Source organism: Oceanispirochaeta crateris, from assembly GCF_008329965.1.
GTDB lineage: Bacteria > Spirochaetota > Spirochaetia > DSM-2461 > DSM-2461 > Oceanispirochaeta > Oceanispirochaeta crateris.
This window is the reverse complement of sequence record NZ_CP036150.1, coordinates 2,937,703-2,954,451: the sequence shown is the minus strand read 5'-3', so window position 1 is coordinate 2,954,451 and position 16,749 is coordinate 2,937,703. Positions and strand designations below refer to the sequence as shown.

General features: G+C 42.2%; 16 protein-coding genes and 1 riboswitch. Of the genes, 9 read left to right on the top strand and 7 right to left on the bottom strand.

Annotation, left to right across the window (positions count from 1 at the left end; all coding sequences use genetic code 11):
* Positions 1-78 precede the first annotated feature (78 nt).
* The gene (locus EXM22_RS13435) at positions 79-807 is read left to right on the top strand and encodes an RraA family protein (RefSeq protein WP_246157021.1); all 729 of its coding nucleotides are present in this window, start codon (positions 79-81) and stop codon (positions 805-807) included.
* Positions 808-988: 181 nt separating this feature from the next.
* On the opposite strand, the gene EXM22_RS13430 is transcribed toward EXM22_RS13435, so the two are convergent.
* The 4 genes from EXM22_RS13430 to EXM22_RS13415 form a co-directional block, all read right to left on the bottom strand.
* Positions 989-2,986: an ABC transporter permease gene (locus tag EXM22_RS13430; RefSeq protein ID WP_149487023.1), complete on the bottom strand. Its 1,998-nt coding sequence runs from the start codon at positions 2,984-2,986 to the stop codon at positions 989-991.
* Positions 2,987-3,037: 51 nt separating this feature from the next.
* Positions 3,038-4,414 (bottom strand): hypothetical protein, encoded by a 1,377-nt coding sequence (locus tag EXM22_RS13425; RefSeq protein WP_149487022.1) that lies wholly within the window; start codon positions 4,412-4,414, stop codon positions 3,038-3,040.
* 20 nt (positions 4,415-4,434) lie between these two features.
* Positions 4,435-5,907, bottom strand: a complete 1,473-nt coding sequence (locus EXM22_RS13420) for a sugar ABC transporter substrate-binding protein (RefSeq protein WP_149487021.1) — start codon at positions 5,905-5,907, stop codon at positions 4,435-4,437.
* Positions 5,897-6,032: riboswitch (molybdenum cofactor riboswitch) on the bottom strand. It overlaps the preceding gene by 11 nt.
* Before the next feature lie 59 nt (positions 6,033-6,091).
* On the bottom strand, positions 6,092-6,544 hold the full coding sequence (locus EXM22_RS13415) for a PaaI family thioesterase (protein WP_149487020.1): 453 nt from the start codon (positions 6,542-6,544) through the stop codon (positions 6,092-6,094).
* A 147-nt stretch (positions 6,545-6,691) separates the two neighbouring features.
* On the opposite strand from EXM22_RS13415, the gene EXM22_RS13410 reads away from it, so the two are divergent.
* The 4 genes from EXM22_RS13410 to EXM22_RS13395 all read left to right on the top strand — a co-directional run bounded on the left by EXM22_RS13410 (position 6,692) and on the right by EXM22_RS13395 (position 10,320).
* Complete coding sequence (locus EXM22_RS13410) at positions 6,692-7,660, top strand: hypothetical protein (protein ID WP_149487019.1); 969 nt, start codon at positions 6,692-6,694, stop codon at positions 7,658-7,660.
* Positions 7,661-7,778: 118 nt separating this feature from the next.
* Complete coding sequence (locus tag EXM22_RS13405) at positions 7,779-7,994, top strand: heavy-metal-associated domain-containing protein (RefSeq protein WP_149487018.1); 216 nt, start codon at positions 7,779-7,781, stop codon at positions 7,992-7,994.
* A 20-nt stretch (positions 7,995-8,014) separates the two neighbouring features.
* Positions 8,015-9,871, top strand: coding sequence for a heavy metal translocating P-type ATPase (locus tag EXM22_RS13400; protein ID WP_149487017.1), 1,857 nt, complete (start codon positions 8,015-8,017; stop codon positions 9,869-9,871).
* 143 nt (positions 9,872-10,014) lie between these two features.
* Positions 10,015-10,320 (top strand): hypothetical protein, encoded by a 306-nt coding sequence (locus tag EXM22_RS13395; RefSeq protein ID WP_149487016.1) that lies wholly within the window; start codon positions 10,015-10,017, stop codon positions 10,318-10,320.
* A gap of 121 nt (positions 10,321-10,441) precedes the next feature.
* On the opposite strand, the gene EXM22_RS13390 is transcribed toward EXM22_RS13395, so the two are convergent.
* Positions 10,442-11,083 carry a flavodoxin family protein gene (locus EXM22_RS13390; RefSeq protein WP_149487015.1) on the bottom strand — a complete coding sequence of 214 codons (642 nt, stop codon included), beginning with the start codon at positions 11,081-11,083 and terminating at the stop codon, positions 10,442-10,444.
* 165 nt (positions 11,084-11,248) lie between these two features.
* On the opposite strand from EXM22_RS13390, the gene EXM22_RS13385 reads away from it, so the two are divergent.
* From EXM22_RS13385 to EXM22_RS13370, 4 genes are all read left to right on the top strand, one after another.
* Entirely contained in the window at positions 11,249-12,130 is an 882-nt protein-coding gene (locus tag EXM22_RS13385) for a helix-turn-helix transcriptional regulator (protein ID WP_168203503.1), read from the top strand.
* 88 nt (positions 12,131-12,218) lie between these two features.
* On the top strand, positions 12,219-12,623 hold the full coding sequence (locus EXM22_RS13380) for a GreA/GreB family elongation factor (RefSeq protein ID WP_149487013.1): 405 nt from the start codon (positions 12,219-12,221) through the stop codon (positions 12,621-12,623).
* 5 nt (positions 12,624-12,628) lie between these two features.
* Positions 12,629-13,660: a hypothetical protein gene (locus EXM22_RS13375; RefSeq protein ID WP_149487012.1), complete on the top strand. Its 1,032-nt coding sequence runs from the start codon at positions 12,629-12,631 to the stop codon at positions 13,658-13,660.
* 88 nt (positions 13,661-13,748) lie between these two features.
* On the top strand, positions 13,749-15,134 hold the full coding sequence (locus tag EXM22_RS13370) for an MBL fold metallo-hydrolase RNA specificity domain-containing protein (RefSeq protein WP_149487011.1): 1,386 nt from the start codon (positions 13,749-13,751) through the stop codon (positions 15,132-15,134).
* A 4-nt stretch (positions 15,135-15,138) separates the two neighbouring features.
* Here EXM22_RS13370 and EXM22_RS13365 read toward each other — a convergent pair whose 3' ends face one another.
* Both EXM22_RS13365 and surE read right to left on the bottom strand, forming a co-directional pair.
* Positions 15,139-16,020, bottom strand: a complete 882-nt coding sequence (locus tag EXM22_RS13365; RefSeq protein WP_149487010.1) for a hypothetical protein — start codon at positions 16,018-16,020, stop codon at positions 15,139-15,141.
* Entirely contained in the window at positions 16,020-16,748 is a 729-nt protein-coding gene (gene surE / locus EXM22_RS13360) for a 5'/3'-nucleotidase SurE (protein WP_149487009.1), read from the bottom strand. Before surE ends, EXM22_RS13365 begins: the two co-directional genes overlap by 1 nt.
* Position 16,749 lies beyond the last annotated feature (1 nt).

Below are 16,749 nucleotides of genomic sequence, written 5' to 3'. Positions count from 1 at the left end.
TACAATTCATTTCCCATCCTTGCTGTTTAAGCAGGTTAATCTATCATGGAATGAATCAGAATGAATAAGGAATAAATCATGGATAAAATTGAAACACTAACTGCTGCTCAAATTGAAGGGCTTCGAAGATTTGACACCCCAACCATAGCCAATGCAATAGAGTTCTTTGGTATTCGACCAAGGACCGAAGGGGCCATGACTCCCGAGGTTCAATGCTTTTTACCCTATGGTAAGACCATGATCGGTTATGCCTGTACCGCCAAGATTTCAGCAATCAAAGCACCGACACAGGAGCAGCTGGATAACTCCATGAAATATTATGAAATCCTTCAAAAAACTCCCCGTCCGTCAATTGCTGTTGTTGAAGATATCGATCCTACTCCATCCGGTTCTTTCTGGGGAGAAGTTAATGCTACTGTCCATAAGGCTCTAGGATGTGTTGGTACAATTACGAATGGTGGAGTCCGGGATTTAAATGAGGTTGGTCCTCTGGAATTTGGATTCTTTGCAAAATGCCTTCTTGTTACACACGCCTATATTCATATTGAAGACTATAATTGTGATGTGGAATTTGCAGGAGTTAAAGTCCGCCCCGGAGACCTTCTTGCAGCAGACCGCCATGGTGTTGTTTTGATTCCAAAAGAAATTGCCCATAAATTAGCCAGAGCTTGTGAAAAAGCCGCAGATGCAGAAATGCCTGTACTCACAGGTTGCCGCAGAGCCATCAGTGAAGGTAAAGAAGTTGACTTGAAAGAGCTTGAAAGCTGGCGTACTGAAATGGCTAGACTTAGAACTCTTGAAGTCTAATTAGATCATTTCTGTTTACCCAATGAGGATGCATATTGTTTATTTAAAACAATGTGCATCAATGTAGCTACCCCCCTGAGGGGTAGTGCAATCATTTTGCTCCGGTTTATTTCTGCTCTTCCATTTATTCAATCCTTCATATCCCTTCGGTTCTCAGTTATTCTTCTTCCTATGGCATGAATTAATCTGTTTCACTCTCACTAAGAGGACTCGTTGTCATAGGACTTCTAAAACGCATAAACAAGGTTCCAATAAAAAGGGTATTCGCCACTGAGGCGGCTGCAAAAAGATTCCAAACCGGACTGCCCGAGGCCAGATTTCCCACATAGCTGAAAAGTTTCAGACTGATGGTATATTTTTCTTCACTATTTAGAAACAGTAAAGGAGCTTGAAATCCGTTCCATCCGGAAACAAAGGCTATCATCACAACTGTCAAAAGTGGGGGTAGAGATAAAGGAAGGAGAATCCTAAAGGCATAGGCATGTTCTCCCATCCCTTCCAGCTTGGCAAGATCTCTAAAAGAAGTGGGAATAGTTTTAAGATATGCCGTGAGAACAAATAAGGCCATGGGGATAGAGTGATATAGGTAAATCAAAATGAGGGGTAGGTAGTTGTCTATCAAGCTGAAGGCTCTGAATATTCTGTATAAGGGAATCAGGGAGTGCATGCCGCCGGCAATTCCAACTATTTGGATAAAGGCCAAAAAGGTCAGAGTTGTTTTGCTTCCTGCTTTGTTCAGATAGACAGCTCCGGGGAAAACCAGGAATGGGAGAAGCCCTGCTGTGATTCCTGCAACAACAAAGGTATTGATAAAGTAACGGAGTATCCCTTCTTCTGCAAATATAATTCTGAAATTTTCAGTCGTAGATAAAGGAGGTACAAAGCTGTCTATAAAGCAGGAACTGATACGGGAGAAACTCATCCATAGGAGCATATACAGAATAATGATTGTGAGAACGATGAATAATCCCATGATCAAGCCGGAAGCTGTCGTCAAAGCTGGACCTTGGATTTTCCAGTTCTTCAAAGGCATATGAAATTGCCTTGAAGAGTTTCTTTCCTGTTTTTTTTGTATTAGGAGGGTCAGAAGGGGGAGTAGTATCCCCGGATGAAATCCAGCCAAATAGCCCTCTGTCACCACCAGAAAAACAGTCACTCCTAGATGGAGTAGGACTAAAATCCTCATGAGTTGTTTTTTATTCAAGAGGACTAAGACCATATATCCAATAGCCATGATCCAAAGGACTGGTTTCCCTCCCGGAATCAATACAAGAGCCGAGAAAATAAGGAAGATCCTTAGGGACTTTTGTTTCCTGATCAATATCCACAAAGACATGATAAAGAGGACCAGAACCGCCATAATCAGTGCATAGGCTGCATTAATACCCCAATCTGAATTCTGTAGGAAGACCTCATACAAAAATACTCCCAGAGTCGTTGTCGCTCCCACGATATGCCGGTCGGTTATTCCGCTTAAAAGAGGCGGGCCTCCTGAGGTGAGCATGAAAACGAGTGTAAACTCCTTAAAGGCCTTGATGAAATTCAAGACAGCCATGGCCAAAAGAGAGTCTTTTATTTCCGGAATATAGATATGCCTTGCGATTTCTCCATTTCCTGCTCCATCCAGATGTGCTGCTTCAATGACAGAATGGCTCACCTTTCGCATGTGTCCGGCAAAGACAAAGGTTGTAATGGGGATGCTGAGCCAGAGGCTCACCAAAAGGGCTCCCAGAAAACCGGCAATTGGATCGATCATGAGGTTGATGTGCAGTCCAGTCAGTTTGGTGATGACTGAATCTCCACCGTTGCCATGAAGAAAGGCTCTCCAGAGAGGGATGGCAATATAGACGGGAATACCCCAGGGAATGAGGAGCATCCGGTGAAGAAAAGAGCTCTTTGTATTCATTAAACGGAGGGCCAGAAGAAAGGAAAATACTATACAGAGACTGACATTCAAAAAAGCCCAGAGAACCGTGATGTTCAGGCTGTAGGGAAAGGCTGCGTCCCCTAAAATAATTTTATAGTTTTCAAGTCCTGCAAAACTTTGCTCTCCGTAATTATCATGATAGAAGCTATCTCGAAAGGCCCCTGTGAACGGAGCTATCCCAATGAGCAGGATCAACAGCAGTATGGGCAGCACGAGGAGTTGACTCTGTAGAGGAAGGCGCTTATCTTTCATATTGAAAAAAGGGCTGTCAACACAGCCCCTGCAATCTATTCCCTATAGCTTCTAATATATCAGGGTGATCTTCTCTACATTCCGCACAGACTTTATTCCATCAGGCACCAGTTCTGCATCTTTATCCCATACCAGTCTGAGGGGCCAATCCTTATCATTGAGGAGAGACTCATCTTTTCCTGTATACATGGCTATGATGACATCATCGTTGCCCTCAATTTGAGAATTATCAAGGGTGACTGAAAAACCGTCACTGGCAGAAATCTTTACAGCCTTGTATCCCTGTGGTCTTTCTAGGAGCCTCCAGAGTGAGATTCCCATGTACTGTATATCAGAATCACTTTTCCTGTCGTAGTAAGTAACAGCATTTTTATTAACAGACACTCCGCTTTGCATGGTTTGCCTGTCAAATACTTCAGTCAGATCTTTTTGTACGATAGTCAGGGCAAAATCGATAAAAACCTGTCCTTCCGTTACTATCTTTTTAATCATTCGAGCTGAGACATGACCGGTGATATTAGGATTCTGAGGTCCAACCTTCACCAGACGGATATATCCGGGATCTTCGGGCATATACTCTCCATTCTCTTTGAAGGCGAGTATCCATTCTCCATCTGCCTGATCCAGCAGCATCTCTCCGCTATAGCTCATTTCATAACCGTCCATGGCAATGATCTTGATGGCGGAATCATTGGTCACTGTCATAAACTCTGAGAGCAGCGGTATGAGCTTTACCCCACCATAGAGACCTTCTGTTGTGTTTGAATAACTGTTGGTGAAGCTGCCCTTGTCTTCTACGTAGATGTCCATGGCTTCCAGTTCTCTGATGGTATATGAGATGCTTTCACCGTTGATATCAAGGACAAACTCAAAACTATTTTGTTCCAGATCAACAGGAGCCAGACTTAACTCTATACTCACAAGGTCTCTAACCCAGGCTTTTCCGGTGATTTTTCCGGCAATTTGAGGGGTGACCGTCTGGCCGTCAATGGTATCTACAAGAAGGATTTCTTCGGCTCGGGCATCAGCCGTGTTAAAGCTGGAGCTGTATCCATCGGCAGCCGTTAATGTAATATTATACCCTTCATTCCAGAGGTCTTCCTGAAACTCATAGGGCATACCGCCTGAGGGATCATCTACCATGGCAATAATCTCTTTTAATAAGATTCCCCCATAGTTATGCACCTCCCCTTTATTTTCGAGCTCCATTTCAGCCTTCAAGCTTTCTTCAGACCCCTTCCAAGAAGTCATTTGACTCTGCCAAATCTCATCGTTTCGGACACCAATCAGGTCAATTTTCCATCCATCTCCCCTGGGTGTGGCAGATGAAACATCATCCACTTCTGTTGCTGCGGTTGTATAAACCGTGGCAAATCCAAGGCAGATAAGCAGAATGGTTTTTAGAACTAGATTTTTAACATTTTTCATTTCGTTCTCCTCAATATCAGTTAATCATTCATTGTATTGTCCATCAGGAGCTGTCCTTTTTCTAATGTCTGTTGAACAGACATCTGATCAGAGAGAGCGAACCTGAGAAGTTTCCACATATTGTTCTTGTATATACTGTAAACCTGTAGGGGTGGGATGATTGTACCTTTATCCATAGAAGATTCGAGAACGGGTAGAGCTCCGTAGGCAATATCCGGGAGTTCAAGGATATCTGTACGTGCTGGAAGTTTGGATAAGGCGGGACAGAATCTCTGTTGCACAGAAGCACTGAGCAAATACTGAAGCAGCCGGCGTGATAGTATGGGGTGCTTTGTCTGACGGGTCATACAAAATGCCTTAAAATCCAGAAGAGGAGAGAGAGGCCGTCTTGTTGTTTGATTTACAGGATAGGGGAGTACTCCAAAGTTAAGCCCCAGTGATTCAAAATAAGGGATGCCATAGGATCCGCTCATGATCATGCCTATTTTTCCGGCGATAAAAAGGGCATCCATCGCATCTCGTTCCATGGGAAAAAGAAGTTCTTTATCTTTCAGGTTTAAGATGTATTCCAGAGCTTTCTTTGTAGCAATATCATTCACAGATATCCTGCCGTTGGCATCAATAAGATCCTCTTTTCCAAAGGACATTTGGAAAGGAATAAGCCAGTTGGATGAGTAAGCATTCCACGCCAGAGGATAAATCCCCTGGCCTTTAATACTGCGGGCTATCTGTTCCATATCATTGAGAGTCCAGTTTGCAGAGGGAGGGGCAGGAATGAGAGACTTATTGTAAAAAACAATTTGAGTATCATAATAAAAAGGAAGAGCCCAGAGTTTATTATTCAGAGTAAACGCTTCCACCCCCTGGTCCATGAGGCTTGAAGTCTGTACATAATTCAGGTTTTGAATAGCTCTGCTGGAAACTAGTTTCTCTACAGCACTGGACTGAATCATAACGAGATCCGGAACCTCTCCCCGGGCTCTGACGACAGCTTGTAATTTGGAATCGGGGCTTGGGACTTCAATCGACTTGATTTCAATATTATGATGCCTTGCAAATCTCTGGATTTCCTCTTTCAGTAAGTCGACGCCTTCCCAAGAGAGCCATATCTCCAGTTTTTCTGACTCCATGGGGCTACCCTTGAATTTCAGTTGAACCAGATCGTCGTATTTTTTACCATTGAAGATTAGATCGAGACCTGCTTTTTTCGGAATCAACCAGGATTCGGCCCAGAATTCTCCTAGGGCCTCTTCGTTCATCAATATTGTTTCAGAAGCGGTTTGGATTTCCATCTGGTAGACCTCTTCCATCAAGGGAAGAATTTCTAAAAGGGAACTCCCCTTATAAAGATGATGATCGATTGAAACCTCTGATTCTTTGACTGTTTCTAAACCTAGGATTCTTAGGAGTTCTGATGTTCCAAAATTGAAGTCTTTTGCATATGACAGAAAGGGTAGAAGAACTATCAGTAGGATCATTCCATTCTTTTTCAATGTATTTCCTTTCCAAACACGGGAGGCCGTTCTGTTTCCGGAACAACCTTGCGGGTAAATCTTCATGGTTTGTGCCTGTTGAAGGCAGAAGCTTTAGAATCAGTACCTCGGAAATTTGTTAACGGTTGTTATTCTATTGACAGGGGTTCTCTGGGTCAAGTTCCCATTTAATTTAACAATTTGTCTAAACTATAATAAAATGTGTCGATTTGGCTGTCGCCAGTACGTTCCCTTCTGAATCTGTTACAGAAGATGTGAAGAACAGAAACTTCTTATCCTGTTTGAACAGCCGGGCGGTTACTGTAATCCTTTCCATTTCAGGAGTGATGGCCCTCTTATATTTTACTTCTAAATGACGAGTGACGCTTGGATCTGCAACCAGCATGCTTAAGGGGCCTATGGTATTGTCAATTGCAGCGGAAATGACTCCTCCCTGCATATTTCCAAAGGGATTCAATTGATTTTCCAATACAGGGAAATAGCAGACAAGGGAGTTCTCTGATTTGGAAAATTGACCTACCGATCCTTTCATATCGATAAATACGGCAGGAGGTATTTCAAGACCCATATGGATTTCAGGGTTTCGTTTTTCCAATTCATCAATGATTTCTTTGGTCAGGTATTCTTTATGTATCATTCTTTCATAGTCCTTAATAAGGTCAACAGCTGGGACATCTGACCTAAGGTTGTACAGGCTGATCTTTCAATGATTATATCAAATCGACAGCTATTGTACAGAAGTCCATTATTGGAGTATACCAAACTTGATAGGAGATTATATCTGATGAAAGAAAAAATGGATTTTTCAGATTCTCTTAAAATTCGACAAGACCCTTGGGACGATTCACCATGTTCTCATTGCCCCGAAATTTACTGTTGTGAAAATCTGCCTCTGGCACCGTTAAGATTAAATAACCAGGGCGATTTTATCAATCTCATATTGACTTCTTCCTATAACGGTATTTTTCCAGTTTTAAAAGAAACGGGTGAATGGAATTTCTATCTCAAAAGAGATTGCCAGTTTCTGAGTAAACCGGGAGGGCAATGTCAAATTCATCAATCTGCAGATCAAAGTTTGATCTGCAAGTCCTATGATGCTCATACATGCTGGTATGTCAAAGCATTCAACACAGAACGATTCACCACCATTATACGCTTTGATACTGAGATGATCATTTGGTTTGAGAGAAAGTACAAATTAATTGAAAATGCGTTTGATGTTGATATCAACTGGGATGAACTCTGTTCCGCAGCCTATGATTATCGATTGAATACAATAGATATTAGACCAGATGCTTTTATACCTCTTGAATCATTCAGACTGCCATTCAAAAAATCTAGATCAGACCAGTATCTTTTTCTGCCCCCATATAAGCGCCCCGAGAACAGAAACCACTTTGAATTATTGTCATTCCGGCTCGGTTTTCCAGGAGTTTCTCTTGCCATTACAGACAGCTGCTGGGCCTTCATTATTAAAACTGTCTTGAATTTGGCAAGTTTGAATTTAATCAGAAAAAACTACTATCCGGCTATAGAACATAAAGATGGCTTTTTCAGTTTTGATAGTGTGATGAAAGAATTTTCTCCCTATTCAGATGCTGGAGAGCAATGGGTTGTTTTGCAGAGATCCGATCTAAAGGTTCTCAAAGATTTAACTGTTTTTGATTCCAATGGCAGAGTACGAAAACTTCCAAAGAGTTCAGAAGTATTACATGCCCTCAAACCAAAACATCCAGGTCTGGTGGCTTCATAAATCTCATTGTCTCCAGCTATGTTTAAACGAAATTAATTTGCACTTGGTGATTTGGATCACATTTTTTCAGGGCCTCCAGGAATATTATTCCTATTATCAAATGATTTAGGAGGCCATCATGGCTAAAAAAACATATCAATTAGAAACTGTTTCCTGCCCCAGTTGCATTGCTAAGATCGAAGGGATGTTGAAGACCATTTCCGGGATCACCGAATCTCAGGTTCTATTCAATTCATCAAGAGTCAAGGTGTCATATGACGAGAAAGAAATCGCGTCAGAAAGAATCAAAGAAAAGATCATCAGCTTAGGATACAACGTCCTTGGTGAAAAATAGCTTTTAAAAGAAGGGTGAAAATGATCATTAAAAAACCTACCAAAAAAAATATACTTTGGATTGCCGTAGTGCTGATAACCATATCTTTTGTATTAAAAGAATTCTTAGCTGACACTCTGATTACAACCTGTTTTATGCTGGTAACCGCCCTGCTTGCCGGTATTCCCGTTTTTAAGAAAGCGCTTGTGGCCTTGAGGTATAAAATTATTGGAATAGATGCCCTTGTAACCATTGCTGTTGTCGGAGCTGTTCTTATCGGAGAATACTGGGAAGCCGCTGCAGTTACCTTTCTTTTTATGCTTGGCGACTATCTGGAATCCAGAACAATTGAGAAGACGAGGTCTTCCATTAAAACACTGTTGGATCAGGCTCCGGTGAAGGCCCGTGTACGAAAAGGAAGTCAAGAGATTGAAGTTCGCCCAGAAGAGGTCATGAAAGGAGATCATGTTATTGTTAAACCTGGTGAAAAAATTTCTGTTGATGGTACCATTCTTGAAGGGTCTGGTTATATTGATCAGTCTGCTATAACCGGAGAACCTCTTCCTGTAAACAGAGGGGTGAACGAACATGTCTTTTCGGGAACAATCATAGAATCTGGTTATCTTATCATCAGTGCAGAGAAAGTCGGGGATGATACAACCTTTGCAAAAATTCTAGAATTGGTGGAGGATGCTCAGGATTCAAAAGCAAAAACCCAGCAATTCTTGGAAAGATTCTCCAGGTTTTATACTCCGGCAATCATCCTCTTGTCTCTGTCTCTTTATTTGGTCACAAAAGATATTGTTCTGGCTCTTACCCTCTTAGTCATTGCCTGTCCCGGAGCCCTGGTCATCTCTGCTCCTGTATCCATTGTTGCCGGGATTGGAAACGGTGCCAGGTCTGGGGTCATAGTGAAGGGTGGTGAAATTATGGAGAAATTGGGAACAGTCAAGGTGATTGCCTTTGATAAGACAGGAACTCTTACATATGGAAAGCCGAGTGTTGCAGGAATACAGGCTTTTGGGATTAAAGAACGCGAGGTCCTGCGTATCGCAGCGGCGGGTGAATCCTATTCTGAGCATCCACTGGCCAAAGCGATCATTCAAAAGGCTGGGGAAGTCTCAGGACCTGGTAAGAGTTTACCTGAAAAATCAGAAATTATAACAGGGAAAGGTCTTTCTTTTACTCTGGATTCAGTAAGGTATTATCTTGGCAATAGAAAATTGATGATGGATCAATCAATCCGTATTGATGAAATAGAAGAGCAGATCCTGAGCCAAGAAAGAAAGGGTCACACACAGGTTCTCTTGGCCAATTCAGAAAAAATCCTCGGAATTATTACCATAGCTGATAGGGTAAGAGGGGATGCCAAAAATGCGGTTTCTAAGCTGAAGTCTGTTGGAATCCGCCACATCGTCATGTTGACCGGTGATAATGACAGATCTGCAAAAGCCATTTCCAATGAACTAGGCCTGGATGAGTATTTTTCAGAACTCCTTCCTGAGGATAAGGTCCGTGTTTTGAGAGATCTGCAGGAAAAGTACGGGAGAACTGCCATGGTTGGAGACGGTGTGAATGATGCTCCTGCTTTGGCATCCTCAGACCTTGGAATTGCCATGGGTGCCGCCGGATCGGATGTTGCCATAGAAACAGCAGATGTCGTTCTCATGTCATCCGAGCTAGATAAGCTCTCCTACGTCATTGGATTAAGCCGCAGCACGGTAAGAAATATGAGACAAAATATCTATTTTGCTCTCCTTGTCGCCTCCCTCTTACTGGCAGGAGTATTAGTCCGAAGTGTTCACTTGTCTTTTGGGATGCTGGTCCATGAATTTTCTGTCCTACTGGTAATCATCAATGCTGTCAGGCTTACAGGCTACAAGGAAAAAAGTCGTTGAAAATGGCTGTCTTTGGAAAAAATCTCCCTTAGAAGTGTATGCACAAGCCAAGGTATTCTGGCTTTCTTAATCCTAATCACTTTTGTATTCAGGATGCAGATAGAGTATTCTTAAAAGAAACAGAAGGAAGAGGAGATACCACTATGATTGATTGGAAAAAAATGAAAGCCGACATCTCAAAGGGAATTAAAGACGGGTTTGAAAATGTCAAAGATGGTGCTGAAACTGTCGGCAAGAAAGCCGAAGAATTAACGACTGAAGGGCAGAGAAAAATAAATGTTTTCAATCATAAGAAACGCATTCAGGAGAAAATTGAGGAGTTAGGGGCAGAAATATATAATGCTGAAAAACTGACTCCAGGAGCAATCAATCACGAACCGTCTATGGCTATTTTCGCTAAGATCGAGTCTCTTTCTGCCGAATTGAAAGAGCTCGAAAAGAAAAAATGAAACAGAATCCATGGATGATAGTCAGACCATTTGTCAAAGAGTCCGTGAGGAGTTATTCTTATTTTTCTGGAAAAACTAATATCAGTTCAGGAACGTGAAATATCGATTGATGAATCTTCTATCAACTTTGGGATCTGGCTCTTAATATGGACCCCAGAATCTTACCGGCTTTGTATGCTTCGAGGTTTGCCTCTTCCTGTTGATTGAAATCCTTGGGAAGATGTTCCTCAAGAACTTCTGATATGAAGCCATGATCCTTGACGATGTTACCCACGGCGCATTCAATACCAGGACCACAGGAGTAACACTGAGAATATCCGCCAACTTCAACTGAACCAATTACAGACATTTTTGCTGATTCCATAAACATTTTAATTGTATTCTTCACAGGGTTGTCTTGAGGGTTGTATCCACAACTCACAATGACTCCGAGTTTACCAGCCAAGAGGAAGCGTTCCATATGTCTGAAAGAAAAGGTCCTTTCCAGAGTGGCCTGACCCAGTGCGTTCAGCATATTAAAGTAGTTTGTCCCGCCAAATACGATGGCATCGGCATCTTTCATCCTCTGGCCGATTAAATTCCAATCATCCTTCACCTTACAAATATTATCTCTGGCACAGCCGAGACAGCCTGTGCAGCCTCTTATGGCTTTTCCAGAGAGTGAAATGTATTCGTATTCCTGTCCGGTAGAATCAAGGACTTTTTTGACAGCCTGAGAGGTCACCCCGTTCTCTCTTCCACTTGAACTAATGCCTAAGACCATATTTTCTCCCAATGCTTTGTAAAATATCCCGGAATCAGTTCAGGAGTATTTGTAGATTTATAATACTTACGTGTTTTAACAGCTGGAGTCAACCTGAGCAAACTTGAATCTTCTGCATGTATCACCCTTCTTATGTTCAAGAAGGGTGGAGCTTACTCTTTTAGAATGACGATTATCATCTCGGTAATTATCAGCAGTATCAATTTTAGCATTGTGTGTTATTCTTCTCTTTGGAAGGTTAAAAGCAAAATGGATGTCGTTGATATGAAACTTGCAAATGAATTAAGAGAACGGGAAAAGGAGTTGGATTGCCTTTACCGTCTTACTCCTCTTTTTACAAGCTATACAGGGATGGAAGAACCACTGCTAAGAAAAATATCGATAGAATTGTCCAAGGCAATGACTTCCCCTGAATCCCTTGTCATAGACCTGAAAATTGTACCGGTAACAGAGACTCCTCAGGAGCTTGGGGAATCTGACTTTATTGCAGAAACAATGCTCAATAAAGAAGAAAAACTCATCTTGCATCTTCGTTTTACTACCAATCAGGGCCGTCTCGTACTTAGGGAGAAGCATCTGCTGAAATCTGCAGTTGAACTCAGTGTTGCCGCTATCCAGAGGTTAAGAAATGAAGCGGCCATCAAAGAAAAAAATACGACTCTCTCAGAGCTCCTCACAAGGTTGCAGAAGGAGAGAGACAAAGATACTGAGGCAATGCAGGTTCAAATTCGAACTTTGATTTTTCCATTGCTGAATCAATTGAGCCAAAAAATACCGGAACACAACAAGGCTTTGGTTGCCATGATCCAATCCGAGCTTGAGGGGTTTCCCAATGGGGGAAAGAACTTTAGTCCTCTTTTATCCATTCTCACTCCTCGAGAGCTGGAAATCTGTGGTTTTGTGGCAAAAGGTATAGGCAGTAAAGAAATTGCAGATTTCCTAGGTATCAGCATCGAAACAGTAGAACGGCATAGATGTACTATCCGCAAAAAACTTGATTTGAATGGTAAAGCCGTCAACTTACAGACCTACCTTATAAACCTGTAGAAAACCTGTAAATATCCTGCAGGGTAAATTCAGATTGTCCTTCACCAAGGTCAGATGTAGAGTGTTAGTCTTTGCAGGAGGTGTTGGAATGACCAATAAACGGATCATATTAAATGAACAAGACTATAAGAGTCTAACTTTGCTAATAAATAAACTCAAAACAACCCACAGATTAAATACCCCCTATATGAGGGAGCTGGGGGAAGAGATGGAGAGAGCCAAGATTGGGAAGGTCAATGATCCCAATATGAAAAATGTCACTCTTAAATCAAGGGTCACCTACCAGGACCTAGAGAATGGGGGAGCCCATGTTGCTACCATCGTGTTTCCGGCCTTTGCCGATTCAGCCAAGGATTTATATTCTATCCTTTCTCCCTTAGGCACAGCACTCATTGGAGAAGCTGTGGGTAATATTACGACCTGTTATGCTCCTTCTGGAGAAATCAAATTAAAGATATTGGAGATTGAGCACCCTCAACCAGGAGGAGAATAGACAAAATGCCCGTCTCCAAGAATCTTCTGTTTCCTCAAATAGAGCTCTCAATCTTTTCGGAGATAGAAGAATCTCTTATTGATAAGATTATAGAATTCCTCGATGGGAAATACTCGGCTTTATCCACTTTGATTTTGAATCAAAAGTCCGATCTTGTATTGCTTGCATCAGTCGTTCAGCGTTCTCCTGGACTCACAAGAGATCTTAAAATCTTTGGGGAAAATCGCAGTAGAGAAACCTTGATAAAAAAAATTAGTGGAAATGGCATCGATCAGGTGGTTAACCTGCCTACCAGGGTGATTCTGGGTTACGGTTTTACGATCAGCAATCTGCATTTTTGGGGATTTTTAGTCAAGCTGACATACAAATTCTCTGAATTGAACACACTGAAGGGTCAGGTCGAAGAGGCTTATTCTGACGTATTGTTTACTCTTATGGCAGAGGAGCTGTACAAATCTCAGCTTTCGAGAATGACTACTGATGACCATATTTCAAAGTTTGTTGCCAATGAGCTGATACAATTGTGGGAAAACCGGTTTAAGTACAAAACTGAGTTATTTGCTCCCTTTATACGAGAGCTCTGGGAGGCCCGACAAAAAATAGTTCCTGTGTTGGGAACTCTCGCCGGTGTCATGGAGTTGATGCGTCTCAATTTTCTCTTGTCTCCACTCTGGAACGATTTCCTTCATTGGTATTTTACGATCTCCAATGCACAGGGCGAGTCACTGGAAGAATTTCTATTTGATTTAAGGAGTGAGGAAATCCGACTTTTAAGGAACTACATGAAAGAGAATCAAATCTCTGCAGTAGATCGAATCAAAGGAACAGAAATTATCGTAAAACTGCTCAATGAATCACCTCAGATGCTCCGAGATCGGAAGGACCGATATAATAAACCTCAGGCTCTTCAACTGTATCAAAGCTTTTTAAGGAGACGGAACGACGGTATTTTAAGGCAGCAAAAGAATGAAAAAGGTCCGACACAAACACTGGAAGAATATTTCTTGAAATTCTTGATACTCAATAAAAAAATTTGAGCAATAGCTCTCAATAGGCAGCCAATCATATTAAAAAATTGGCACTGTTCGTCGCGAAAGAATATAATTTGTCTCATTGGAGGATGAAATGCAAATCACAAGTCATGGTGCCGCTCAGGTTGTCACAGGGTCCTGCCACAGAGTCGTAACACAAGAATTTTCATTTTTGATAGATTGCGGGTTGTTTCAGGGGGGGAAGGATTTAGCACGGCGGAACTTTGAAGCTTTCGACTTTGACCCGAAAGTCCTGGATTTTATGTTTCTTACTCATGGACATATTGACCATTGCGGTTTGATTCCCAAGCTGGTTAAGGAGGGGTTCTCTGGTAAAATCTATGCCACTCCAGCTACAGCCGATTTAATTCCCATCATGCTGAGAGACTCCGCCTATATCCAGGAAAAAGATACGGAGCATGAAAATAAACGAAGAGTCAGGGCTGGTTTGGCACCAAGAGATCCTCTTTATACCTCAGAAGATGTCGAAAAGGTCTTGCCTTTGGTGACTCCCGTAGAGTACAGAAAGCATCTGAAACTGGGTAATACCTTGGAATTCATACTCCAGGATGCCGGTCATATCATAGGATCAGCCATTGTTGAATTGCTCATCACAGAAAAGGATGAACAAAAAAAAATTGTATTTTCCGGTGATTTAGGACAAAATGATGTCCCTATAATTGAAGATCCAACGCTGATTGAGAAGGCAGATTATATCTTTCTCGAGTCTACCTATGGTGACCGTCTTCATGATACCCGATTGCCGAGAGACAAGCAGATCATGGAAATAATTAAAAATACCATCGGCCGGGGGGGGAAAGTCTTCATTCCGAGCTTTGCTTTGGAGCGGACTCAGGAACTCCTTTATACCTTAAGCGAACTGCAGACTAAAAATCCTGATTTTCCAAAGGTCCCCATTTACCTTGATAGCCCATTAGCCATAAAAGTGACGGAAGTCTTTAAAAATCATCGGGATGTATATGATGCTGATGCAAAGGCAAGAACAGATCAACCTTTTTCATTTCCAGGTTTAAAATGCACTCCAAAAACTGAAGATTCCAAGGATATAAGCAAGTCGGATGAACCTTCTATTGTCATCGCCGGAAGTGGGATGTGTACGGCTGGACGTATTCGGCATCATCTGCGACATGGAATTGGAGATTCTAGGAATACAGTTCTTTTTGTCGGATATCAGGCACCCGGTAGTTTGGGGCGGGTTATCCTGGATGGGGCCAAAGAAATAAGGATGATGGGCCGTGTCTTTGAAGTAAGGTCCGAAATCCAGCGGATCGGGAGTTTTTCAGCCCATGCGGACCAAAAAGGACTGACTCAATGGCTCCAGGCTTTTACTCCAAAACCAAGGAAGGTGTACCTTGTTCATGGAGAAGAAGGCACCATTGAGAACTTTGCAAAACATCTTAATGATCTTGGTTTTACAACCGGAGTGCCTAAACAGAATGAAACCATACATATTGAGTGAATCCTTAGAAATCAAAGAGGCGATAATTGAGGGCATCTACCAGCTCAATCTTTTCAGAATGAATGAGATGATCTTCAAAAATTTCGGTTTTCTGGACTTTTCCTTCTGAGGTATCAATAACAAAGAAGGCATTCTGGGGATATTTCTTTTTTATTTCCACGAGGGTAGCTGTTATTTCTTTTATATTGAGAGGGTCATCGTCGCTGACACCGAAGCGGTGATGGGGGTTCTTGCCGTACTTTTTAAAGGCTATTTCTACTGATTTTAGTAGGGCTTCTTTTTTGAGAAGAGCAATGGCTTTGTTGAGACCCGGATCGCCCAGTTTCCGTCTAACCTTAGGATTCGAAACAGGATAAATCGTGAGAATATTGGGTTTTCGGTGTAAAAATCTTTTTTCATAGAGGATATTCAGGGCCCGCTTTATTGTTCTGGGATTATGTCCTCTGGCAGTGATTATTGAAACAGGCCTGCCATTGAGAACCGCGTAGAAGAAATGATTCCAGCTCGGGCCATGCCACTCCCATTCGGGTTTTTCAAGGGCGCTGTTCAAATCATGTTCAATCGCCTGTTTTGCATTCTTTCTGGAATCCCATGGAAGGATCCTTCTGTCCTGAAAATTCCTGTATGAACCAATGGCATCATTGCGATGTATATAGTAATCCGCATATTTGCCCTGTTTGCCTATGGACTTCATATTCTGAGCTAATTCGGCAGAACTGATTTCTATCTCTTCATTTGTTTCTTTGTGAAACAAGAATATTTTTGTATCCATTTGGAGGATGTTGTCATCCAGGTCAAAAAAATAGAAACTGCGTCCTCCGTGTCGGGCGTTTCTATCCTCTTTATAGGGCAGCCATTGGGCCAGCGGCAGTTGTTTTTGAGGCATTACAATTTTTCTCTCAAAATATCCATATAGGCGAAATCTGTTCGATTGATCTGGATCGGGGAGATGGATACATATCCGTTTTCCCAGGCCCATACGTCTGTTTCTGGACCATTTTCAACCCAATCCCAATTGCCCCTCGACCAATACAGTCCATTTTCCTCAACAAATTGATGGTTAAAGGGGCGCTCTCCCATTTCTGTGATTTTGAACCCTTTGAATTGAGTGAACTCTTTTTTAGGGAAATTGATATTTATAACCCTGTTTTTATCGACGACTTTTGCATCAAGAACGCTTTTTAGAGTCTCCCTTAAATAGGGCTTTACGGTCTCCAGGCTTGCAAAGTCCGCCGAGAGGGCGATGGCTGGAACCCCGCAGATAATACTCTCACTGGCTCCGGCCAGTGTTCCTGAATATGTAATGTCCGTTCCCAAGTTAGGGCCGTCATTAATACCGGAAACCACAAGGTCAATGGGCAGTGCCAGGGCATAGAATGCAAATTTAACACAATCGGCGGGTTTTGCTTCCAGGCTCCAGGCCTCGATTCCTTCAAACAGTTCATTCCGATGATGAACCCGGAAGGGTTCATGGATGGTGATGCCATGGCCTATAGCACTTTGCTGTGTGTGGGGTGCGACAATAAAAACCTTCCCGATTTCTTTCATGACTTCGGCCAAAAACTGAATTCCGGGAGATTCAATTCCATCATCGTTTACCAGTAATATATTCATT